Source organism: Mesorhizobium sp. M0060, from assembly GCF_040323155.1.
GTDB lineage: Bacteria > Pseudomonadota > Alphaproteobacteria > Rhizobiales > Rhizobiaceae > Mesorhizobium.
On the sequence record NZ_JAMYUP010000081.1, the window covers coordinates 1 to 22,022 of the forward strand.

Genomic DNA, 22,022 nt, shown 5'->3' on the forward strand with positions numbered 1-22,022 from the left:
CCATTGTCATGCCTGATGACCACTGCGACATGCCGCCGAATTCAGCATGGCTGAACTGCGCCATGGAACCGCCGCCCGAGCGCAGGGCACGCAGCACGGTTTCTACCGCGTCCCTTGACAACCCGTGCCGCGCCGCCAGTCGCGCGACCAATGCCGTCCCTTTGAGATCATCCACCTTACTGCCTCAACTCTTTTCGCCATTTAACACTGCGATGAGGACATCGTTCCACATGCCCTAACCTCCGAGCACGCCAACGGGCAAGAGCGGCGGATGACGAGGCATTGCCAATCCCGCCATGCCGCCCATACAACGGCTCGAACAATCGCGCCCATCGCGAGTAGCTGCTTTCCGCTATCACCTCTTCTTGCCAAGGATACTGTCCGATGTCTGCGACGCCGTATCTTTGGTCAAGGCCGTGACGGATCACTCCACCAGCACTCGATCAATGTCCCTCGCAAGCCTGGGATGGACGGATTTTTTCGGCGATCAGGTTGGTCCGCATGAGGTAAACCTCGTCCCAACGCGTATTGCCACGGTGCACCGTGACCGCCTGACCGGCATATCTCAAACAGCGCAAATAGATCTGACACTGCCGACGCAAACGAACACTGGCGACTGGGTCCTTGTCGATCCCCATGCCCACCTGCTGCACCGCCGCCTGACCCGCAAGACAGTGCTGGAACGCCGCACTCAGGGCACCAAGATGCCGCAGCTTGCCGCGGCCAACGTCGACACATTGTTTATCGTCACCTCATGCAATGCTGATTTCAACCCCGCTCGGCTCGAGCGCTATCTGGCGCTAGCGAACGAGGCCGGAACAACTCCGGTGATCCTGCTGACCAAGGCCGACACCGTGGCTGACGCCCGGGAGTACGAAAAGCAATCTGCCGCTCTGCAGCGGGGGCTGATCGTAGTGACGTTGAACCCCCGCACGGCTGATGCGGCAATCGCCTTAGCCGCCTGGTGCGGCGCAGGACAAACAGTTGCACTGGTCGGTTCCTCCGGCGTGGGCAAATCGACGCTGGTGAACACGCTGGCCGGATCAGCGCAGCAATTGCCTCAACAGACCGGAGACATTCGCGAACAAGATGCCAAAGGACGCCACACCACCACCTCGCGATCTCTGCATCCCTTTGCAGGTGGCGGGTGGGTGATCGATACGCCAGGAATGCGAACGCTGCAGGTTAGCGATGTGGCTTACGGGATCGACACACTGTTCGCCGAAATTACCGAGCTTGCCCCGCTTTGCAGATTCCGCGACTGCACTCATGTTCATGAACCGGGCTGTGCAGTACAAGCAGCTTTGGCCGCTGGTACGCTGGATCCTGAGCGTCTTGCTCGCTGGCGCAAACTCTCCGACGAAAATCGCAACAACACGCCAGTTCAAACCGGGCCTCGTGGCAGCAATTTCACCAGCAATCGCGGAAAAAGGCGTTGAACGACAAAGTTTGAGCTCAGGCACTATCCTCAAAGACACCTTATCGAGCCGTGCAATGCCGGATGTCGACATGTAACCGGTGCTCTGAGGATCGCGCACCTGGGCGGTCAATCCGTTCTCTCAACGTTCCACAACTTGGCCAAAATCGCAGCTTCGGGCCCAATTAGGTCTCATACGTGCCGCCGCGATCGGGCGCGCGCCGTCATCGATGGTATGACGGCCGCCAACGACCTCGGCCTGACGACCGCCGTCCCCGCCCGGATAGAAGTGCTGGTCGATGCGCGGTTGAAGCCAATCAAGCTCGGCACGCAGGAAATTCACTTCAAATACGCTGCCCCTAGCCGCCTCTATTGGGCGGATCGGCCGGGGATGCGGGTCGTCCAGGCCTTGCATTGGATGCAGGACATGCTGGCCCAGAAGGGCGAACGGAAGCGTATCGAGGCGACGTTGCGCCGCCTGTTTGCCGACCCCAAGCACGGCGAGGCCATTCGCGAGGATCTGCGCGCCGGTCTCTCCGCCGTGCCGATCTGGATGCAGGAGTTCCTCCGCGAAATCCTGAGGGCGGACCCGCACGAGGCGAAGCCATGAGTACCGATGCTTACCGCCAGATCATCGCGGCATCCCCACGTGACCGGCTCGACCTGTTCCTCGCCACGGCCAATCGGATCAGCGCTCCTGTGGGCAATGTCGAAAACGATTTCTGGGTCTGCTGGACCCTCAATTCGCTCTACCACGAACGGCCTGCGGGGGAGCCACGGCTGCTTTTCAAGGGCGGGACGTCGGGCCGGCCCAAAAGAAAAACAGGGCTAGCCGGCAGTAGTTTGCCCTTCTGCACGAAGTTCCGCCTTTGGATCAGCGCTGCCTCGCGATCATTGCGACCTGCCGGCTTCTGATGGTGTCGGCCAGCACGCCGAAAATCCGTGCAACGAAGGCCCAGCTGAATTTGCGCAGGTGAATGTCAACGGATCATGGCTGGCAGGCTCGACGTGCCAAGAATGGGGCAGGATATCGCGCTTAGCCGTTGCCGCTTTGGACAGGGTGCTAGCCTGGCGGTTGTCGTGGTCAATCCGGGGCAGGTGACAGCCTACGCCAATGCGCTCGGCAAGCGGGCCAGGACCGACACCACCGATGCTGCTGTAACGCTGCCTTCGTTGGGTCGAGCAAGCGGCAAGTGCCCGTTGCGCGGCACCGAAACCGAGGCCCTGGCCGGGCTCGTCGCTCGCCGCCGTCAGATTGTGCGGATGATCGCAGCCGAGAGAGCCATGCCCGCACCGCCATGGCAACGCAGGCACCAAAGAGCATCCAGCCAAAAGGAAAAAGACCGGCTGGAGAAGGTGTTGTTTCGCGGTTATTTCCGATCGCTTAGACTCAATTAGGCGACTTTGAGATCTTTCATCGCCTTTTCAACGACATCCTTGATCGGCCTCGATACATCTTCGGCAGCCTTGGTCGTCACGGCCTGAAATTCCTTGGCCTGCTCGACGGTCTTTTCGAGCTGCGTGCGCAAGAAGGCAGTCTGCAGTTCGATGAACTCGGACGGCGACTTCACGGCAACCAGGGCTTCGAGGTGCGAGAAGCCGGCTTCGGCATTGGCGCGCAGAGCAGCAATTGTCTTCAGCGACAACTCGTTGCCGACGGTCTTGGCGGTTTCGAAGCTCGACTGCAGAGCCTTCTGGGTCGTCTCGGTGCCTGACGCAAATTTCGCATAGGCTTCTTTCGACTGCTCGACGCCCTTTTCGGCGACAGCGCGGACCTGGTCGGCAGCCTTCGACGCGTCGAAGGTGGGGAATGCGGTATTTTCAACGGTGTCAGCGGTCTTGGCCATAGTTTCCATCCTTTCCGGTGGACGGCCTTTCACAAAAGCCGTCTCGTTCATTTACGAAACTGACGTTACGGCATTTATAGTGCATTGCAATATTTTTGTGCGACGCACCATCCCTCTTCCAGCGTTTCGAGGGGGCATGCGGAGGGTCGGTGGCATCTCGAGATCGCCGGTTCTGCAGGAAGAACTATTCTGGACGGACCACCTGATCCCAGCATAGCCTTGGCAACAGGCACGACGTTTTGCCACTTGCGTATCTACTTCAGCCGCTATTCGGCAACCGTCCAAGTCTACGTCAACGAAAGCAATAAATTCGTGCGCCGCAAACTTTCAGTCGGCGTCCCCGCTGGGCGCAAGGCGATCGCTTTCCTTAGCGCGCCATCGAGAAGTTGCCTCGATATGGCGGTGGTTGACGCGAAGGCGCGCCTCTACCGCTTCCAGTGCGCCGTGAAGTGACCACCCCTGGTGGTCTATCGGTTAGCCAAGTTCCGGATCAGTGCGGATGCCTGAAGAAGACAACCGCTTCCTATCATCCAGGCATACAGTCCCACATGATCCGACGGGCTGAAGCCGGTGGGCAAATGCACGATAGGCATTCGAAACGACTTATCGTCGATCACCAACCCAACGGATCGAAGATCCGGTGGCACGTTTCCGGGAATTGCCAAAATTGGGGTGTCCTTGTCCCAGACCAAGCTTGTCGCCAGCGACTCTTCATTATAGCCAACAGAAACATCCGCCCGGTGCCCCGGTGGGCGCCAAAGCTCCAGTTTGAGATCATAAACGCAGCCTGTCAGACCATTTTCGACCGGCACCATCCAAGGTTCCAAGGTGGCGGCCGTCGTGTCGGAAACGCCACGAGATCCACCTATGGTTTGGAGCTGACCAGCGGCATTCCCCAATAGATCCGAAATCGCAGTCAAACTCGAAGAAGCGCCTGCCGCCCCGTTAGACGTTGATCCAGAACCCGATGCGTCGTCAGTCACCACAATATCCGCAGGTCCCGGCAACGCAGTGACCGAGCCATCGTCACCCATCAAAGTGACAGTCGATCCACCCTCGATATGCACGAGGTCGCCCAGTTTGAACAGTTTGCCGAGCTGAGGGCTGTCCCCGGGAGGATCGACAGCGACAACGACATACTCGCTGGCCGCAAGAGCGCTCGAGCAAGAACCAATTGCTGCCATAGCCGCAGCCAGTAGGAAAATGATTTTGGGTTGCCGATACATGACGCGCGTTCAACCATACGCTTGTTTTACTTGCCTTCAAGATAGATCCTATCGCCAGCCTCACCCTGCTTCAATCTCCCAAGGTGATAAGCAACGAGGCCATCGTTGGGATATTGAATGGCCAGCGATGCAAACGCAGCAGCGGCAGTCTTGTCGCGCGCGGACATCAGCAAATAAGCTTGCGAGTAAGCCTCCACCATCTCGCGATTCATACGCCCCTCCTCCAGCAACTCGAAGGCTGAAATCCACTCAGTCTTGCCTTTCAGACACAACACACCGGACCGCCGAAGCAGGTAGTCATCGGAAGAGTTCGCCACCTCCTCGCTGATGCAGTTCACGGTACCTAGAAACTTGTTCGCGCCTTCGAGCCTGGCAGCGGTGTTCACCGTATCGCCCATGGCCGTGTAGTTGAAGAATCGATTGCCCCCAAAATTTCCGACAACTGCCGGTCCTCGATGGACGCCGATACGAGTGACGCCAACGTCATGGCCTCTAGACTTTAGATCTGTCCGAAATCTTCGAGACATCGCGACGGTAGCAAGCGTTAGTTTTAGGGCCCTTTCGGCTTGGTCCTCCTGCACACCCGGTGCGCCAAAAAAACCAATGACTGCATCGCCTATTAGTTTGTCTATCGTGGCGCCATGTTCAATGAAGAGACCACAAACCGCCTCGAGGTATTCATTCAGAACCTTAGCAAATACCTCTGGTTCCGTCCGTTCGCCCAAACTGGTGAATCCTTCAAGGTCGGTGAACACGCACGTTATCAAGCGTTCGGATCCGCCGAGGCGCAGCGACGCCGGCTTGCTGACTAGCTCTGCCACGACTGCCGGGCTGAGATACTGAGAGAACGCGTTCTGGACGAAACGCCTTTCTTTCGAGTCCCGGTGCCATGCCAGAATTGCGACGAATCCGGAGAGCCCTAGCAGCAGCATCGACGGCGCGACCATAGGTAACAGAATTCCGGCCTTGGCAAACGCGGTTGCTTCTAAGATCAAAACCGAAACGACTGCGCCGATGATGACCACAGGTTTCACCAGCACTGATATGCGGAGCCAAGCGACCCAGATGCAGAGCGCCGTCGCGAGAACGAAGGGCGCAAACGCCGCCACCGCCTCTGGCGTAATGATTTTGTCGCCCTTGATCAATCTCGCCAGCGCATTGGCATGAATAACGACACCCGGCAGCGCTCCGGCAACAGAGCCGTTCAGCACGGCAAAGGGGGTTGCATGACGATCCTGCAGCGGGAGGTCAACGCCGATCAAAACGAACTTCCCGGCGAACCAAGCCGGGGGCGCGAAAGCGGCGGCGTGTGCCGGATATATTGTAAATCGTGCCGGATGAATGCCTGTAGCCCGATAGTAGACCATCTTCTCCGCAGCTTGCGATGCCGATATGCCGGCGGTCTGCGCGAGCGCTGATGCAAAGCTAGGTTGCCAGTTGCCATTCACCACGCGCCCTGGAAATTCTTCCCGCACAACCCCGTCGACCCTATCATGAGACAGGGCCGCCAGTCCGCGGATGGCGCTTGGCGCGAAGCGACTAAGGTACGACAGTTGCTTGTCGGTAAGGTCGTCCTCGTGTGATGCAGATGCGACAATTACGGGACTTTCGGCCGCCTCGATAACCTCAGCCAGGCGCCGATCCTTTTCCGCCTCGGTTGGCTGATCGAAAAGCAAGTCAATGCCTATTGTTCTCGGATGAGCTTTATCGATTCTCTGCACGAGGTCGGCCAAGGCACCCCGATCCAGCGGCGATCTATAGGGAAATCTTTCCAAGGTCTGCTCTGTGATCGTTACGATCACGATGTCTGTCGGGGGCGCGACGAAGGGCGAGATGGTCGTCATCAAGACGTCGCGCAGCAGTTTCTCGCCGGAGGGAGAGAATGTGGCAATGCAGGCTCCCAGAATGAAAAAGAATCCGAGCGATGCGAGAAGGCGCCCTTTTTGAACCTTTCCGATCGGCGTGAAGACGGCCAAGCTGCGTGCAATCCGTTTCGGTGTCTATCGGCGTGAATCTACACAGCATAGACCGCTCGCGAAGTGAGGGCTAGCGGTAGGCCCTTCGCTAAGTCCGTTGGACTGTCCGTTGGACTTGACACCGCGAAGCACCGGGCTCAGTCTCGCAAGACTGCTCCGGTTTTGTCCAGTCTATCGACTGGTGAACCCGCTGAATGAGCCGAGACTAAGGATATACAGCCATGATGGCGCTTCGCTTCGCCATTGCGCTTCTTCTAGTTTCGCTGAGCGCCCAAGCGTGGGCAGAACGGCGCGTCGCGCTGGTCATCGGTAATTCTGCCTATAGATACGCAGTTCCACTTTCCAATCCAAAAAATGATGCGGTGGATATGACCGCAAAACTGCAGGCGTTGGGCTTTGAGGTGGTTGCAGGCGAGGACCTCGATCTGAGCGGGATGCGCGGCACGGTTCGAGATTTCATCGGCAAGCTGCATGGTGCCGACATGGCGCTTCTCTTCTATGCCGGCCATGGCGTCCAGGTGAACGGCACCAACTACATGGCTCCCGTTGATGCGCGGCTATTCACATATAACGACCTCGACTTCGAAGCCGTGCCCATGGACCTCGTCTTGTCGGCCATGGAGCGAACCACGAAGGTCAACCTGGTGTTTTTGGATGCTTGTCGGGACAGTCCTTTTTCACAGAACCTTGGGCGCTCGATGGGTACGCGATCAGGGTCGGTCGGTCGGGGGTTGGCAAGGCTAGGCACGGGCGTTGGGTCGCTCATAGCCTTTGCAACGCAGCCCGGGAACGTTGCGCTGGACGGCGAGGGAAGGAACTCGCCGTTCACATCTGCGCTGCTGAAGAATCTTGGTACGCCTGGCCAGGACATCTCCCGCGACCTGATCAACGTCCGTAGGGATGTGCTTGAAGCAACCGACGGTAAGCAAGTGCCATGGGACAACTCCTCGCTGACGGGCGACGTCATTTTGCAACCGTTGTCCGAAAACACCGCTGTCACGACGGATGCGAAAGGAGGGGACGTAGAAGTCGCCTATTGGGAGACCATCAAGGAAAAGACGGACAAGCGCTTCTTTGAGGCCTATCTCAGACAGTATCCAAGCGGCGTCTTTGCGGCGTTAGCCAGCTTGAAGATCGACGAGATCGAACAGGCAGCAACAGATCGTGGCAAAGCCCCCTCGATTTCCATCGACGGCGTAGAGGTTGCAGAAGCTCATTCTGATGTAGATGTGACGCAAGCTTTGGCTGATCCGCGCGCGTTGACAAAGGCAACGCAAACAGAGCTAACGCGGGTCGGCTGCCTTGTCGGACAAGCAGACGGCAAATGGGGACCGGGAAGTCGGAAGGCTCTTCAAGCCTTTGCCGAGCAGCGGGGATTGAAGCTTGCGAGCCTGGAGCCGACGAAAGAGGTGTTGCGCGCAATCAAGAATATCCCAGAACGTGTCTGCGCTCCGGCCAAGGTAAAGGCTTTTGATGGCGCGTGGGCACTGACGCGGCGCGCACGTAATTCCGCCTGCGATTACACTGAACAGTCAACGACAATCTTTATCGATGGAACGGAAATTTCCGCGATGGTGCCTTTGGCCGGAACAATCACCGCCGACGGGGCGTTCGATATCTATTTAAGTTTCGTCGATGACGATGGTGCGCCAAGGCAAAACCATATCACTGGCAGGCTTCAAGGTGCGAAAGGAAGCGGTGAGTTTTCTCGAGTCGGAGGCGAGTGTGCAGGTGTCGTAAGCCTTGACAAGCGTACTGAATAGGGCCGGCATTTGCGGATCCGTGCAAACGCCGACCAAATCATTCGGACATAGTCCGTCTCATTGAACCAACGTTGAAGTCGCGTGGACTTTGCCGTCGTCGCGCACCTCGTAAAATTTGTCGTTGTCAATGTAGATAAAATGACAAACTGGTTTACCTTGGTCTTCAGAACAGGCCTTTTCACCGTCGAAAGTCAATGGAACTTTGACCTTTATCTTAGTTTTGTTGTTCACCAAAGCTTCGCCAATGATCTGTTTTTTCTTCCAGTTCCAGACGAGAGTGGCAGTTATATCAGCTCCAGCGTCATATATTATTACATTTACCTTTTTCCCATTAGCAAAAGTCTTAAATTCTTCCATAGATGCTTTCTTCGCGCTGCTTGGTAGATCCTCGGCCCAAGCGGACATAGCAAGTGAAAACGTAGCTGCGACAACAAGCGATAACAGTTTCATCCTATCCTCCCCATCCCCCGCCGGTTTGACTGACATGTCTACATATTCTTCAGCGAGGAGACTGAAAATTATCATGACAACAAACTTTCAAGAAGCGGAAATCAGCGCGTCCTAGATGTCGTTGGGGACATTTGCATCTCGGACGTACTGAGAACCTTTGCCATTGCCCGAAAGCGGCCACACCGAGAGCGAGGTCCCGCCACACAGCAGCAGCGTCACTTTCCGTGCGTCCCAAAACCTGAAGGTAGCAGGTTCAAATCCTGCCCCCGCAACCAGCTTAACCTGCCGAACAAGAGCCCCATTGCCTTTTGGTGAAATCCAAGTTGGGTTATGGTGGCTGCAGGGAAGAGCGCGATGCTCCGGTCAATTTTCCTCGCCACCCTTCTTGCTGCCGCCACAGCGCCGGCCGCAGCCTACCCCAACGCCGCGAATTACCTGATCGCCGAACAGATCGCTTCGGCTTGCGAGGGCAATGTGGGAGAGATTGCCCCCGGCTCCGTGATCGAGCGCGATCTTACCGGCGAGGGCAAGGCGGATCTCATCACAAGCCACGAGGGCATAAGCTGTTCAGCAGGCGCGTCAACGAGCCGGAGCAGTTTTTGCGGCGCGCAGATATGCGCGGTGAACATCTATGTGCGGCGGGGCTCGCTTCTGGAGCTCAAGACTGAAATCCTCGGGGTGGGCGTAAGCGTCGGCGAAGGGCAGGTCCCGGAAATCCGAATGCACGCCACATGGGGGCGAAGCGGCGACGCTCAAATGGAATGGGCGGGAGTTTCGGTGGGGGGAGGCAACTGATGCGCGCTGGAATGCTGTTGTTGATTTGTTTCTGTTTGATCCCGCTGACATCCCAGGCGGCAGCCATTCACGACGCCGCCAAGAAGGGCGACATCGCGGCCATCGCGGCGGCGCTGGATGCGGGGGCAAACGTCAACGACTTTGACGGTATTGCAACGCCGCTCTTTTACGCGGTCAATAGGCAGCATCTTGAAGCGACCGAATTGCTGATCGAGCGCGGCGCAGACGTCAACGCCGGGTCGAAGATTGGGGGGCCGCCCCTGATGGCGGCGGCCGCTAGAAACCGGCTTGAATTTATCACGCTGCTGTTGGTGCATGGCGCAAATCCGAACTCGACCGCGGGGAAGCAGACCCCCCTTCATGTGGCCGTCAAGCATGGCTGCCTCGACTGCGTCACGGCGCTGGTCGAAGCGGGCGCTGATGTGAACGCCCGAACAGCGGACTCCTTCGCCCGGACACCGATCCATCTCGCCAGATTTTACGAATATTCCGAGATATCCGACTATCTCATGGCGCATGGCGTCATGCTGCCTAAGCCCGCACCGATTGCCACAAAGTTGGCTGCGGCCGATGTCGAGAAGGGCCGGATTTATTTCGGCGGAAATTGCGACGGGTGTCACAACAACGAACCAGGCAAGGGCCGCAAGACTGGTCCGAACTTGTGGGAGGTCGTCGGCCGCGACAAGGCATCGGTGCCGGAATTCAATTATTCCAAGACTTTGCGGGATTGGGAGGGCGCGTGGACTTACGAGGATCTGAACACCTTTCTCTATGATCCCGTCCTCACCACGCCCGGTGTCCTCATGGAAATTTCCGGCGTTCCCGACGAGACCGAGCGTGTTAATCTGATTGCCTATTTGCGTACGCTAAGCGACAAGCCGATCCCTCTGCCCTAAGTCCCGGCTGATGCGCGAGTGCGGCATGCAACTCGATGTGCTTCCACAGCTCCGCTTCGGTCTGGGTGTAAATGACCCAGGACATGATTCCATTCGTGGGTAATGTTTGCAGCTATACGAACAGCCCGTGGCCGGGCCCCCCTGTGGGATCAGATTAGCTCTCGTACCGATTTGACGCCACGAAATCCAAAGATCGTTCGCCGCGACCTCGCTGTGACTCGGCGCCGAACCATGACCCCACGCAAATCGCCCGTATGCTATTGATATCGCGCTCATATCGGGCGCTGAAAGAGGGTCGACACCGGCGCCGGTCGTGACCCTTTCCTGGGTCAAGAAAAGCGGAATAAATCAAACGGTTCACCCACATTGGGGCAGGGGTCACGGTTTGGCGCCGGTTCACAGTGGTGGCGGTAGCCGTCGGGCGGCACTGGGCGCGGCGCTATCCGCGTCTCAGCCGCAGCTCGCGCGTGGCTCCCGGATCATATCGAGTCAGGCGGGACAAGAAAACAGTTCTCATGCTCTTGGGTCGGATGGAGGCAAATATGATAGTCGCCATCCTGCGACGGAATCTCATCACCATATGGAATGAAATATCGCTGTTGACGCGTGATCTTCCGATGATCCCCGGGCCTCAGGATCACAACCCAGCCACCGGGACGAACATGAACCGCGCCGTTTGGGATTCGCTGACACTCGCCATGTTCGGCGTCGCCGTGACAGCAGGCCGGCGGATAGCTCCATCCGGACGGGGCATCATGTGCGCTCGAGGGAACCAAGAATCCTAACGACGAAAGGGCCGCAAGGACGAACGCGGCAGGGGCTTGGCGCCGCGGCATTCCCTTTTCCGATTGCCGCTTCGGCCACATGTTGAAGCAATTATACGCCTGTTATTAGCATTAGCTAATAAAAAGGTGCTGACGCGTCATCTTATGCACCCGTTCTTGCGTTCCGTTTCGGCATGCTGTCTACCCGGTTCTATCCCGGTAGTGTGTCTCCCCGCGTTATTGCTGTTCGAGTAGGCAACAACGGCGGTCCGGAAAACAAAGTATCGGAAAAATTGGCCACGAAGGTAATTGTCGATTTGAGAGCTATCACCTGACCGGGCAGCACACGGGCGGGATCGGCCACCCAGGCCGCGTCGTCGCAGTTTGACGAGTTCGGCCTGGCCGGAACTCCAACGGCAATTGGGCGCCACCCTTCAGCGTCAGGATCGGCGCCGCGGTGGTCGGTGCCGGGGATGCGCACGCCCTGCACTTCGATCGAGCCGCCGAGGGCGCTGGCTCCTCGATCAGAGAGTCACTATTGCGTCGATGCTACCATATCAAATGACGTCGCAAGCCAATCCTCATAGCGGCAGCTCCTTGCCCGCCTGCTCCGCTACCATGTACGCAGCGTACCAGTCCGGCCAATTCTCATCACGCTGGCCGCCGGTCCGCTTCTCGTGCTCGCCATGGGCCACAGACGCACGCCGGAACGCCGCTGCGAGCTCGGTCGACGAGGCGAATGTGGTGTTGTCGGCGTCGACACGCCCTGGAAAGCGTTGGGTGACTTCCTGCAACAGCCATTGGTTTCCATCTGGATCGCTGAATGTGGCGTATGAGGTGTAGCTGCGCCGCTCAGGGTCCGGTCCGCTGACACGGCCTTCACGGCCGGCATAGTGGTACACCTCGCTCACGTCGACACCGCGATCGGCGAGTTCGGCGCGCGCTGCCCCGATCTCCGACACGACGAGCTCGCCAACGTGTTCGAGGACATCGAGCTCGATCCGGGCATAGAGCCCCGGTGTGACCCCTGAGCCGAAAACTATCGAACACGGGGAGCCCGGAGGCGTAAACTGGATTACATGAAATTCGTCGCCTGTGATGTCGGCGTCCAGTCGCCAACCCAAGCCGCCATAGAAGTGCTTGGCGCGGTCGACATCCGAAACGGGAATGACCACGACCTCGAGCTTCAAGTCTACCCCTCGCGCTGCCGGGGTCGCGATTGCGGCTTCGCCGCGCTCCTGAATATCGTCCATGACGATCTCCTTGGGTTTTGGATGCGTTGCGTTATCTTCAACGCCACGCGCCCTGCCGGTGCCGGTGGTGGCTGTTCATGCATGCAAGCGGGATTTGAGGCACGGGGCCGCAACTATGCCGCCGAACCTCTTGATGCTCTTCTGGATGTGCACATATCCGGTAACGCGAATTCGCGCCCGCTAATCCGAGATGGACTTCGCGGCGGACGAAACGCGCCCTACGTTTTGGCAGGCTGGTCGCTAATCAGCCAAAATATTGGCGGCTAAATATCCTAGCATTCCTATTGTATTGCAGCAAATCAACTCCCACGCATCAAAGGAAATTTTCCAGGATATATTTCACTAACCATATGTTTTTTTCCCTAGAGCGAATCGGCACAGCTAAGCTCGTCGTCGCTTCGGTTCCAGAAGACACCGACAAATCCTTACGCGTCCTGATCCCGACGTCCTGTTGTCAGCAGTCCAGAATTGCCCTTCGGTCTGACGGAGAGAGCGTCCGCTCAGAGTCATGGGTGTGAAGCCAACCGAGGGCGAGCGAACCTCCGCTGGGGGTCAATTCTTCCAGTTTCTCGAAAAGGAAGGATGCACCAGAAGCGGCCATCGCGACGGGTATCATTGAACAACCGAAATTTGGCCGTTTGTGAACTGTCCGCTGCCAAGCTCGCACTCGGATCGCAGACGTCCGTTGCGAGCCGTTCAACGTTGTCCTCCTGACACGGTGAGGACTTCCCCCGTCATCCAGGCCGACGCGCGGGAGGCCAGGAAGATGGCGACCGGACTCAGATCGGAAGGTCGGCCGGGTCGCTCCAAGGGCGTCGCGGCAATGAGGTGCGCTTCCTGCTCGCTGCCCTTCAAACCGATTGCCCGCGCGCCTTCCGTATCGATGTAGCCCGGCATGATGGCATTCACCCGGATTTTCCGTTCGGCGAGTTCGAGAGCCAGCACCTTCGTTATGGCGTTCACCGCGGCTTTGGACGCGGAATAGACGGCGCCACCGGGCGCATTCCCCAAGGCGGATAGGGAGCTGATGTTGACCACGCTACCGCCTTCGGGGTTGAAGTTTGCAACGGCAACCCCGGTGGTGGTCAGTAGGCCGAGCACATTGGTGTTGAAGATGTGATGAATGTGCGCCTCATCGATATCGGGCAGCGCTTTGAAGTCGAACACTGCGGCGTTGTTGACCAAAATATCGATCGGCCCAAATCTCGCCACCACCTCGACCACCATGGCTTCGATATCTGCGGTTTTGGCCAAGTCGCCTTGAACAGCGATCGCCTGCCCACCCCGCCTTGATCTTCCGCACCCTCGTCCGCTTCTGGGTGCCAACATTTCAATCCAAAGCGTCCGGCATGCGGCGCAAAGCTGCCCTCCACCTCGCGGCAGACGTACGTCGGCTAGGGGTCAGGGCTTAGCCTTCAATTTCTCTGGCGGAAGGCCCATTGAGGTCCGAATCCGGTCGTTTGAATTTTACAGCTGCGATCACGGCGGAAGTCACTGGCGGTTTAGTGGATTCCCTCAGCAGGTTGTAGATCGAGCCGCCCTTGACGTTTATATGCTGCCCAAGGCGCGGCGGGCAGTGCCGAATCCGCGCGCTCAGCCTCGGTGAGTGAATTCCACCACTGCCGGCGCTAGAGCCTGCCTGCCCTAAGATGGCCTGATCGGCTGTACCGCATCGTTCCCTGCGCGATCCCCCCGCCGCCTATCATTTTCGACGGACTTCTTGAACAGGAACTCAAACTCGCCCATGCCGCCGCGTCCAGTGGCTGTTCGCGGCACCGTCCACCCAGCCTAGCGGACGCTTTATTCCATTGCTGACCACTGTCAAAAAGCGCTGTTAACCAAATTTTTTAGCCCGCCAATGCTTATTCGCGGGACTGAAGGATGAGGTGAACGATGTGTGATTCAAACATAAGCGCGTTTCCGCTGCATCGGCGGCGGAAGTTGGTCGAAGGTATCGCGCGAGTCCTGGAATCCAAGAACGGGGAGGACGCGAATGCCTTCTGGCGCAGTACCGCCAAGACAATTCTCGTTCAACTGTCCGAATCAGGAATTGCACCCGGGCTCGCGGAACAGGAAGTTGGAACACTTCTTCATGCTGTCTTGGGCGATATAGCCACCCGGAGTGCAGCGAAACTTGCGCAATAGCATCGGCTCACTACGATATCTCCGCGTGGAGACACCCCGGGGGCTCCGCAAGCGTAGCACCACTGTATCCGTCAAATGCAAGGTTTCTCAGTGCGGATGAAAAGATCACCGCGTTCGTCGAAATTATGCGCGCGAATGTGCTCTCGGGCGAGATACGGTCCGCCTCGCCTGTCCGGCGGTCATCGACCAAATCGAGGTAGGCGATGCGGAAATCCGCATTCATGGAAGGCCGACGGACCTTTTCCACGAGCTGAACCCGCAAAACCAATGAGCCGCCGTTGAGTTCCACACTGCACTCTTATGTAACAGACCCAAGGTTGATTGACGATCCTCTCCCAGGTCCACCCGGTTCCGAACCGGCACAACGCGCCAGGAGCTGACGTTAGCCCGGGCAATCGGATTGTGAGCATTTTGGTGCAGCGCGGACGAAGCTCGTCCGCGCCTGACCACAAAGGGCGACGCATTCTTAGGCGGTCGGATTGACAATTTGAGTATCTGCGTTTGACTGTCTCGATGGATCATCAGCAGGGCGGCAAGAAGATCGCTTCATGGCTGCAAGGCTTGGGCCTTGAGCAGTATGCCGACGCATTCATTGACAACGACATTGATCCGGCAATTCTACCTAAGCTCTCCGACGATGACCTTAGGGAGCTTGGCGTAAAATCTGTTGGTCACCGGAAAAAGATCCTGACCGCCATCGCTGAGCTCTCGCATCAGGCGGACCAACCACTCCCGGCGAGCGAAGAGGCTAAGCGGAATGCTCACCACGGTGCAGCGCCAAAGCGCGAAGCGAATGAGGCCGAAAGGCGGCACCTCACGGTCATGTTCGTCGACCTCACGGGATCGACCGCCCTAGCGTCGACGCTCGATCCCGAGGACTTACGCTCCGTCATAATCGCGTATCAATCGTTGGTCGCCGCAGAGGTCGCCCGCTATGACGGCTATGTCGCCAAATACATGGGCGACGGCGTCCTTTGCTACTTCGGCTGGCCACACGCCCACGAGGAGGATGCCGAGCGGGCAGTCCGCTCTGGACGCTCCATAGTGACAGCTGTCGCTAACTTGCGTACTCCCGCGCAAGTGCCGCTCGCAGCCAGAGCGGGCATTGCCACGGGACTGTGTGTCGTCGGAGACGTTATCGGAACGGGGTCCGCACGAGAAGAAGCCGTTGTTGGCGAAACCCCCAATCTCGCCGCCCGGCTACAGGCCCTGGCCCAGCCGGGGTGTGTTGTGGTCTCCGAGAGCACGAGAAAGTTGCTCGGCGGAGTATTCGCGGTCGAGAGCCTGGGTCCGCTAGAACTGAAGGGAATTTCAGTCCCTGTCTCACCGTTTGTGGTGGTTGGGGAACGGGCCGTCGAGATACGCTATGACGCGCGCCTCTCGAGCGCGCCTCAACTCATGATCGGAAGAGACCTCGAACTCGGCCTCGCTCTTGAACGTTGGGGGCAAGCGAAGAGAGGTGAAGGACAGCTCGTCCTGCTTAGCGGCGAGGCAGGCATCGGCAAATCTCGCATCACCCGTGCCTTGATAGACACAGTCTCTCAAGAGAACCCTGCGCGGGTGAGCTATCAGTGCTCCCCATACTACTCCGGCTCGCCGCTCTATCCTGCTGTTCAGCACCTTCGCCGCGCTATCGGTATTGAAGAAGCCGACGACGATGGGGAGAAGCTCAGAAAGCTCCAGCGCACCAAAGGCCTAGCGAATCCGTTGCTGCCCATATTTGCCTCCCTGATCGATCTTAAATGCTACGAGAGCGATGCTCTGGCGGGCCTAAATCCGCAGCAACTGCGAGCGCGCACGCTTGACGGATTAGTGGATGACATCCTTGGCGCTGCAGCAAGGCGGCCTTTGCTGTTCGTGATCGAGGACATCCACTGGATTGATGCGACAACGCTCGAATTGTTGGATCAATGCGTCGACCGGATTCAGAACGCTCGGGTCATGATGATGGTGACCACAAGACCCAGCTTCGAACACGGTTTTGGCGGACATCCCATAGTGACCAAATTGGCGCTTAATCGCCTTGGCCGTGAACAGACCACGGCTTTTATCGAGAAGCTCGCTGGCGATATTCGATTACCACCCACCATTGTAAACAAGATTATCGCCACGACTGATGGTGTGCCGCTGTTCATCGAAGAGCTGACAAAGAGTGTTCTCGAAACCCACCAATTCGATCGCGTCGCCGTCTTCGAGGAAGACCATGCCAGGTCGGCAGATCTCGACATTCCGCTAACGCTGCACGATTCGCTGATGGCTCGCCTCGACCGATTGCAGCCGGTCAAGGAAGTTGCGCAAATGGCGGCATGCATCGGCCGCGAATTCCGCCAGGACCTCCTTGGATCGGTCACGCGGCTCAGCGCTGTCGAGTTGGAAGAGGCACTCGATAAGCTTGTGGATGCCGAGCTCGTCTTCCGCCGCGGAAGGGGGTCGGACGCACGATATACGTTCAAGCACGCGCTCGTTCGCGATGCTGCCTATCACAGCATGTTGAAGTCGGTGCGCCAGGACATACACAGCAGGCTGGCGGACAAACTCGGCTTGGAGTTGACGGTCGAACCGGAGCTGGTTGCACATCACCTAATAGCGGCAAGGCGGTATCGCGAGGCAGCTGAATGCTTCCTCCAAGCTGGGCGCGCCGCCGCCGCGCGATCTGCCAATGCGGAGGCAGTCGCGCATTTCACGAGCGCCCTGGACGCTTTAGAAGAGGTCACTCACTCGGGCGATGCAAATGAGCTTGAACTCGGAATCCGGATTGAAATGGGCGTCCCGCTGAACGCGTCGGCTGGATATGCGTCGGAGAAGGTTGAAGCGAACTTTCTTCGCGCCGAAGAGCTTTGTATATCCACGGGCCTCAGCTCCAACCTCTTTTTTGTCCGGCGCTCCCTTTGGAACTTCTACCTTGACCGGCCTGACCTTCACCGGAGTCGAAACCTGGCCAAGCAACTCCTTGCCGAAACCTCGGGCGGAGAAAACGTTGAGGAAACGACGTTGGCACATCGGGCGCTCGCCACGTCCTATTTCTATCTCGGCGCCATTGGGGATGCTGCACGGGAAGCCGAGGCTGGAATCAACGCCTGGGCGACCTCCGATAGGGATTTCGATGTCGTAAGATATGGAGAGGACGCCCCCCTCGATTTGTCGCAGCTATCTAGGCATCGCGCAGGTCTTGGGAGGGCGGGTCGATACCGGGCTCGCCAATTGCGCGTCAAGCGTTGAATCCGCGGAGCGGCTCGATCATCCGCTCAATCTGGCATTTATCCTCATGAACCTCGCTCTTGCCCGACGTCTCCGCAATGAGCCGGCCGAGTGTCGTGCGATCGCTGAACGGATGCTCATTTTAGCTGACGACCGCAGACTGGCATCCTGGTCCGGCGGTGCTCGCACTCTGCTCGGCTGGGCCATCGGCAGCGACCTGCCCGACGAAGGGCTCAGAATGCTGCGAGATGGCATTAACCGATGGCGCTCGACTGGCTCGGAGCTGCACTTGCCACACTTCTATTCGTCGATGGCGGACATTTGCCTCCAGCATCGATGGATCGATGAGGGTCTCATGGCGATCGAGAATGCTGTCGAGGCGATGGACAAGACCGACGAGAGATGGGCGCAGGCTGAAGTCGAACGTATTCAGGGTTGCTTGGTCGCCAAGGTGGATGTGACCCGAGGGATGGAAGTCCTAACCAAAGCCTGTGATACTGCGATAAGCCAGGGCGCGCGTTGGTTGGCGGTTCGTGCTGCAACCGAGTTGGTCAAGCTCTCAAAAGGTTCGGGCCAGGAGCTCCGAGCTGAATGGCGGAGTCAGCTTCGGATTAGCGAGATCGCTGAAGGCTTAGAAACCTCGGTCATCCGCGAAGCTGCTGCTATTCTCTAGGTCACCGCACATCGATAGGCTAACTAGCAGGTCCTGGGCCGACGAGCGGGCCGAGCTAAGCTGCCATCTAAGGTCAAAACCGAATTCGACCGCCTGGGCGATTGTCCGGAGATCTGCTCGCGAGGTCTGGTTGTGGGGCAGAGCGGCTGATGCTTGCCCACCCATGAGTGTCCGCTTCGGGTCAAATGCGTGAATTCGACATCATGCGTTTCAATCGGCGCGGTCACCAGGCTGCACCCATCGCACAGTGCCGAGGGTCATATAGACTAACGCGCCGCGGCGAGCCCCGGTTGTTCGCAGGTAGTCCTCGAGTTGACCTGCGTGAATTCGCATGTCCTCCTGCGTCGGCGCGATGTCGCTTTTCCAGTCGAGAACGACCGCGGCGCGACCGTCGTCTAATGCGACGGCATCAAATCCGTCCGGCAAGCGCTGTGGGTTCGCTTGCATCGGCGAGCAAGGCGTAGATCGGCCATTCTGGGACGAGACGCGGTCGCAGGGCGGCGATCTCCGGAAGATCCAGGTTCGCCAGGCGGTCGAGGCGATTTCGTCGGGTTCGGGAAGACCGGCCTCGTCTTCGCGATCGATCACCAGCTCTGCGATAAGCTCCCGGGCGCGATCGGCGAACCCGGCAAGGTCTTCACCAAGTTCGCCAGTCAGGACCTCCTCCATCACCTTATGCAAGACGAGTCCTCGGACACGTCCTGCGCCGATTGGCAGCTCCGTCTCCGGCGCCTCGCCAGAATCGATCACGATCGCCTCGGTCACAGGCATGCGATCGGGATCCTGGTTGCTCGGCTGAAGCCATCTGAGCGGGACTGAAGCGGCGGCGATGGCCGCGCGCTCCGCCTCGAAAATCTCCAGCGTCTGTCCGTTTGGCGGATCAGCCACCACAGGGCGTGCCGCCGGCGCAAAACGCGAAAGATCCAGCAGCGGTAGGTCATGGTGGGCCAGGTGGACAATTCGCGCCCAGGACCTCTGCTCCGCCTGCGGTAGCTCAGGAACGATGAGGAGTTCGCGAGCCCGAGTGCACGCGACATACCAGAGGCGCTCGCGTTCGCGGGCAAGGCTTTCATCATCCGACGCAAGCGCCAGCAGAAGATCGGGCGGGACGACGTCGCCTATGACCCAGTGCAGCGTATTATCCGATGCGCGATGCACGAACGGCTCGCGCGAGCGGAGCAAGGTGGCTGTGTTGATCGGGATCACCACCGGCCATTCCAGCCCTTTCGCGCTGTGAATGGTGATGATTTCAATGGCATCGCCTTCTGCATCGACCCGACCCTCGCTCGCCGCAACTCCCTGCTTCCAATCCTTGGTGATGTCACGGACGAACCGCTTGAGGCCTGTGACGCCGTAAGGCCGCGCCCTTTCGAGGAACGCTTCGACGTTCGCAGCCGCGCGGGCGCTGCGATCGCCTTCGCGCGCGGCGAGAATGGGTCGAATGGCTAGCCGCTCGGCAGCCTCGGCCAAAAGCAACGCCGGTGTCGTCGTTCGCGCTCTCGCTCTCAAGTCCCGCAGGACCGAAAGCGTCCGCCGCGCGATCGGATGCGTGACGTCACTGGGTCCGTCAGCAGCGAGAAGCGCGGGATGGCGTTTGGGCGATCGGGATCTTGGGGGAGCGACGCCGTGACATCGAGGAGCTCCTCGTCAGTCAGGCCGACTAGCGGGCCGCGCATCAGTGCGCCGAAGGCCAAGGTGTCGCCGGCGTCGGCGAGCACACGAGCCAAGGCGAGCATATCCTGCACTTCCTGACGTCGGAACAGGCCCTTGCCCGCTTGGGACGCGATCGGCAGGCCGCGCTGTTCCAGCGCGCGTTCAAAGCGCCAGAGTTCGGTGCCTGTCGGCGCAAGCAGGGCTATTCCGCCGGCGGTGAGCGGAACCATCAAGCCGTCGTCGTCGCGAACGTGCAGATTGCCGATGAGCCGCATGCAGAGTTCAGCGACGACCTCTGCCTCGGCATCGCGGATGTGCTCTGACCGCGAATTGGGCGGCACGTCGACGGTGATCCTGGCTGCACACGGAAGGTCGTGGGTGGGGGGATCTATGGTCGCCGTGAGCGCCACATAGCCAGGTTGCCCGACGCCAGAAAATGGCGTCTCGAAACAGCGGTTAACATGGGTGAGAATGTCCGGTCGGGAGCGGAAATTCGCGGTGATCTGAATGATGTTGTCCGGCCACCGCCGTTCGATTGCGGCACGCGCCTGCGCATAAGATCCGACATCCGCGCCGCGGAACCGATAGATAGCCTGTTTCGGGTCGCCGACCATGAAGAGCGCCCCAGGCTACAAGACGCTGTCCTGCCAGTGCGGCGCGCGGTCTTCGGCGGCGATCAGAAATAGGATTTCTGACTGGATGGGATCGGTGTCTTGGAACTCGTCCACGAAGATATGGCGGTAGCGGATCCCGAGAGCACGGCGCACGGCATCATGGTCGCCGACCAGAGCCTGCGCCCGTTCCAGAAGATCGTCGAAATCGAGGACGGCGGCCGCGCGTTTAAACGCGGCGTAGTCGTCAAGCACCTCGTCGAGTTCATCGGACAGACTTGCAACAAGTGCCGTGGCGATGCGGCCGAGCACCACTCGGTAGCAGTGGTCGACCCGGTCGAAGTGTTGGCCAGCTTCCTCGTTGAGCTGGTCGCCCAGATTCTTGCCGGCGACCTTCTCCCAGGCCGATTTCCGTCTTGGCCTGATTAGATCGAATGTGTTCTTCCGCATGCAGGAAACTCGAATCGGATGGGCGAGCGCCCAGAGCCGGGGAAAATCGGGCGGCGTCTCAAAGCTGCCGGCGTAAAAGTTTGCCAGCGTCTCGAGCTCGCCCAGCAGCTCGAGCGTTTTGGGCTCGACGGGTTGAGCGACTATCCAGCGCCGGAAATCCGCGACCGCTTCGACCAGATCGATGTCCGGATGGCCGGTGAAGTCGGCAGGCAGCGCCCGCGCATCGCGATGCTTGAGACGAAAGCGCGCCAGTTCCTGAAGGGTGGAGACAACGCGGCGGGGGTCTTGGCGCGACAAGACTGCGATCGGATCGCTTGGCCGCTCCGGACTGTTGAGCCGCCGTTTGAGCCATTGCTCGAATACGGAGTCAAACGCAGCGGCGGCCTGGACCGCATCCAGCATCTGCGCGCCTGGGTCAATATCAGCCTCGACCGCGTAGCTTGAGATGATGGTCTGGCAGAAGGCGTGGATCGTTGCGGTCGTAAGTTCCTCGAGTTTGGCAGCGGCGGCGGATATTGCGTGCCGCTGAACCGCGTCGAGGCCATTGGGCAGAGCTTCCCGCAATGGGGCCGGCACACGTTCGGCCAGAAGTTCGTTGACGTAGCGATGATGACGGCAATCGCCGCCTGATCCACGCCCCGCCAGCAGCCTCATCGCTGCCACGCTCAAAACAGCACCCGTCATACGCAATCTGCAATCGCGTTTTCACACGACCTCGACCCGAAGTGGACCTTCGATTGAGTTTCAGGAAGGTCCGCAGCGGGTCAAAAACCGCTCGTTCCGAAATGGTTCGATCACCCCAACTCTCATGATTGCTGACAATGGCCTTTGACATAAGCTGCAGCCCGCCGATCCGATCGGCGGTCGAGGCACTTGTACGGCGGATATGAGGTGCAAGAGGCGGG

At 58.9% G+C, this 22,022-nt stretch carries 18 protein-coding genes and 2 pseudogenes; 11 read left to right on the plus strand and 9 right to left on the minus strand.

The window, feature by feature from the left end:
• The first annotated feature begins 446 nt into the window (after positions 1 to 446).
• The 4 genes and pseudogenes from rsgA to NKJ94_RS37705 form a co-directional block, all read left to right on the plus strand.
• Positions 447 to 1,439, plus strand: coding sequence for a ribosome small subunit-dependent GTPase A (gene rsgA, locus NKJ94_RS33915; protein ID WP_352531724.1), 993 nt, complete (start codon positions 447 to 449; stop codon positions 1,437 to 1,439).
• A gap of 135 nt (positions 1,440 to 1,574) precedes the next feature.
• Complete coding sequence (locus NKJ94_RS33920; protein WP_352531726.1) at positions 1,575 to 2,027, plus strand: DUF6088 family protein; 453 nt, start codon at positions 1,575 to 1,577, stop codon at positions 2,025 to 2,027.
• Positions 2,024 to 2,332 carry a hypothetical protein gene (locus NKJ94_RS37700; RefSeq protein WP_502904242.1) on the plus strand — a complete coding sequence of 103 codons (309 nt, stop codon included), beginning with the start codon at positions 2,024 to 2,026 and terminating at the stop codon, positions 2,330 to 2,332. The genes NKJ94_RS33920 and NKJ94_RS37700 overlap by 4 nt, the downstream gene beginning before the upstream one ends.
• 147 nt (positions 2,333 to 2,479) lie before the next feature.
• Positions 2,480 to 2,582: pseudogene (locus tag NKJ94_RS37705) on the plus strand (IS110 family transposase); the annotation flags it as partial.
• A 229-nt stretch (positions 2,583 to 2,811) separates the two neighbouring features.
• On the opposite strand, the gene NKJ94_RS33935 reads toward NKJ94_RS37705, so the two are convergent.
• The gene (locus NKJ94_RS33935) at positions 2,812 to 3,273 is read right to left on the minus strand and encodes a phasin (protein ID WP_352531729.1); all 462 of its coding nucleotides are present in this window, start codon (positions 3,271 to 3,273) and stop codon (positions 2,812 to 2,814) included.
• A gap of 237 nt (positions 3,274 to 3,510) precedes the next feature.
• Here NKJ94_RS33935 and NKJ94_RS33940 point away from each other — a divergent pair, with 237 nt between their 5' ends.
• Entirely contained in the window at positions 3,511 to 3,717 is a 207-nt protein-coding gene (locus NKJ94_RS33940) for a hypothetical protein (protein ID WP_352531731.1), read from the plus strand.
• Positions 3,718 to 3,731: 14 nt separating this feature from the next.
• Here the strand turns inward: NKJ94_RS33940 and NKJ94_RS33945 are convergent, their stop codons facing one another.
• A complete protein-coding gene (locus tag NKJ94_RS33945) occupies positions 3,732 to 4,490 on the minus strand; it encodes a hypothetical protein (RefSeq protein WP_352531733.1) in 759 nt (252 codons plus the stop codon).
• A gap of 26 nt (positions 4,491 to 4,516) precedes the next feature.
• Positions 4,517 to 6,466 (minus strand): CHASE2 domain-containing protein, encoded by a 1,950-nt coding sequence (locus tag NKJ94_RS33950; protein ID WP_352531734.1) that lies wholly within the window; start codon positions 6,464 to 6,466, stop codon positions 4,517 to 4,519.
• Positions 6,467 to 6,687: 221 nt separating this feature from the next.
• Here NKJ94_RS33950 and NKJ94_RS33955 point away from each other — a divergent pair, with 221 nt between their 5' ends.
• Positions 6,688 to 8,229 carry a caspase family protein gene (locus tag NKJ94_RS33955; RefSeq protein ID WP_352531736.1) on the plus strand — a complete coding sequence of 514 codons (1,542 nt, stop codon included), beginning with the start codon at positions 6,688 to 6,690 and terminating at the stop codon, positions 8,227 to 8,229.
• Positions 8,230 to 8,286: 57 nt separating this feature from the next.
• Here NKJ94_RS33955 and NKJ94_RS33960 read toward each other — a convergent pair whose 3' ends face one another.
• On the minus strand, positions 8,287 to 8,679 hold the full coding sequence (locus tag NKJ94_RS33960; RefSeq protein WP_352531738.1) for a hypothetical protein: 393 nt from the start codon (positions 8,677 to 8,679) through the stop codon (positions 8,287 to 8,289).
• A gap of 330 nt (positions 8,680 to 9,009) precedes the next feature.
• Between NKJ94_RS33960 and NKJ94_RS33965 the strand changes: the two genes are divergently transcribed.
• Together NKJ94_RS33965 and NKJ94_RS33970 are read left to right on the plus strand one after the other, a co-directional pair.
• A complete protein-coding gene (locus tag NKJ94_RS33965) occupies positions 9,010 to 9,474 on the plus strand; it encodes a hypothetical protein (protein ID WP_352531740.1) in 465 nt (154 codons plus the stop codon).
• A complete protein-coding gene (locus tag NKJ94_RS33970; protein WP_352531742.1) occupies positions 9,474 to 10,370 on the plus strand; it encodes an ankyrin repeat domain-containing protein in 897 nt (298 codons plus the stop codon). Before NKJ94_RS33965 ends, NKJ94_RS33970 begins: the two co-directional genes overlap by 1 nt.
• 1,345 nt (positions 10,371 to 11,715) lie before the next feature.
• On the opposite strand, the gene NKJ94_RS33975 is transcribed toward NKJ94_RS33970, so the two are convergent.
• Both NKJ94_RS33975 and NKJ94_RS33980 read right to left on the minus strand, forming a co-directional pair.
• Positions 11,716 to 12,387 (minus strand): VOC family protein, encoded by a 672-nt coding sequence (locus NKJ94_RS33975; RefSeq protein ID WP_352531744.1) that lies wholly within the window; start codon positions 12,385 to 12,387, stop codon positions 11,716 to 11,718.
• A 696-nt stretch (positions 12,388 to 13,083) separates the two neighbouring features.
• A complete protein-coding gene (locus tag NKJ94_RS33980; protein WP_352531746.1) occupies positions 13,084 to 13,716 on the minus strand; it encodes an SDR family NAD(P)-dependent oxidoreductase in 633 nt (210 codons plus the stop codon).
• A 564-nt stretch (positions 13,717 to 14,280) separates the two neighbouring features.
• Between NKJ94_RS33980 and NKJ94_RS33985 the strand changes: the two genes are divergently transcribed.
• The 3 genes from NKJ94_RS33985 (at position 14,281) to NKJ94_RS33995 (ending at position 18,403) form a co-directional block, all read left to right on the plus strand.
• Positions 14,281 to 14,532: a DUF6074 family protein gene (locus NKJ94_RS33985; RefSeq protein WP_352531748.1), complete on the plus strand. Its 252-nt coding sequence runs from the start codon at positions 14,281 to 14,283 to the stop codon at positions 14,530 to 14,532.
• A 513-nt stretch (positions 14,533 to 15,045) separates the two neighbouring features.
• Complete coding sequence (locus NKJ94_RS33990) at positions 15,046 to 17,751, plus strand: AAA family ATPase (protein WP_352531750.1); 2,706 nt, start codon at positions 15,046 to 15,048, stop codon at positions 17,749 to 17,751.
• A gap of 46 nt (positions 17,752 to 17,797) precedes the next feature.
• The gene (locus NKJ94_RS33995; protein WP_352531752.1) at positions 17,798 to 18,403 is read left to right on the plus strand and encodes a hypothetical protein; all 606 of its coding nucleotides are present in this window, start codon (positions 17,798 to 17,800) and stop codon (positions 18,401 to 18,403) included.
• A gap of 210 nt (positions 18,404 to 18,613) precedes the next feature.
• Here NKJ94_RS33995 and NKJ94_RS34000 read toward each other — a convergent pair whose 3' ends face one another.
• The 3 genes and pseudogenes from NKJ94_RS34000 to NKJ94_RS34010 form a co-directional block, all read right to left on the minus strand.
• Positions 18,614 to 19,873 carry a 3'-5' exonuclease gene (locus NKJ94_RS34000; RefSeq protein ID WP_352531754.1) on the minus strand — a complete coding sequence of 420 codons (1,260 nt, stop codon included), beginning with the start codon at positions 19,871 to 19,873 and terminating at the stop codon, positions 18,614 to 18,616.
• A 35-nt stretch (positions 19,874 to 19,908) separates the two neighbouring features.
• The gene (locus NKJ94_RS34005) at positions 19,909 to 20,670 is read right to left on the minus strand and encodes a 3'-5' exonuclease (protein ID WP_352531756.1); all 762 of its coding nucleotides are present in this window, start codon (positions 20,668 to 20,670) and stop codon (positions 19,909 to 19,911) included.
• Positions 20,659 to 21,801: pseudogene (locus tag NKJ94_RS34010) on the minus strand (UvrD-helicase domain-containing protein); the annotation flags it as partial. The pseudogene NKJ94_RS34010 and the gene NKJ94_RS34005, both read right to left, overlap by 12 nt.
• Between the last annotated feature and the right edge of the window lie 221 nt (positions 21,802 to 22,022).

Bases quoted from the DNA above. Each gene is read 5' to 3' on its own strand.
- rsgA (WP_352531724.1), top strand. From the start codon at position 447: ATGTCCCTCGCAAGCCTGGGATGGACGGATTTTTTCGGCGATCAGGTT.
- NKJ94_RS37700 (WP_502904242.1), top strand. From the start codon at position 2,024: ATGAGTACCGATGCTTACCGCCAGATCATCGCGGCATCCCCACGTGAC.
- NKJ94_RS33935 (WP_352531729.1), bottom strand. From the start codon at position 3,273: ATGGAAACTATGGCCAAGACCGCTGACACCGTTGAAAATACCGCATTC.
- NKJ94_RS33945 (WP_352531733.1), bottom strand. From the start codon at position 4,490: ATGTATCGGCAACCCAAAATCATTTTCCTACTGGCTGCGGCTATGGCA.
- NKJ94_RS33955 (WP_352531736.1), top strand. From the start codon at position 6,688: ATGATGGCGCTTCGCTTCGCCATTGCGCTTCTTCTAGTTTCGCTGAGC.
- NKJ94_RS33960 (WP_352531738.1), bottom strand. From the start codon at position 8,679: ATGAAACTGTTATCGCTTGTTGTCGCAGCTACGTTTTCACTTGCTATG.
- NKJ94_RS33965 (WP_352531740.1), top strand. From the start codon at position 9,010: ATGGTGGCTGCAGGGAAGAGCGCGATGCTCCGGTCAATTTTCCTCGCC.
- NKJ94_RS33970 (WP_352531742.1), top strand. From the start codon at position 9,474: ATGCGCGCTGGAATGCTGTTGTTGATTTGTTTCTGTTTGATCCCGCTG.
- NKJ94_RS33975 (WP_352531744.1), bottom strand. From the start codon at position 12,387: ATGGACGATATTCAGGAGCGCGGCGAAGCCGCAATCGCGACCCCGGCA.
- NKJ94_RS33980 (WP_352531746.1), bottom strand. From the start codon at position 13,716: ATGTTGGCACCCAGAAGCGGACGAGGGTGCGGAAGATCAAGGCGGGGT.
- NKJ94_RS33985 (WP_352531748.1), top strand. From the start codon at position 14,281: ATGTGTGATTCAAACATAAGCGCGTTTCCGCTGCATCGGCGGCGGAAG.
- NKJ94_RS33990 (WP_352531750.1), top strand. From the start codon at position 15,046: ATGGATCATCAGCAGGGCGGCAAGAAGATCGCTTCATGGCTGCAAGGC.
- NKJ94_RS33995 (WP_352531752.1), top strand. From the start codon at position 17,798: ATGAACCTCGCTCTTGCCCGACGTCTCCGCAATGAGCCGGCCGAGTGT.
- NKJ94_RS34005 (WP_352531756.1), bottom strand. From the start codon at position 20,670: ATGGTCGGCGACCCGAAACAGGCTATCTATCGGTTCCGCGGCGCGGAT.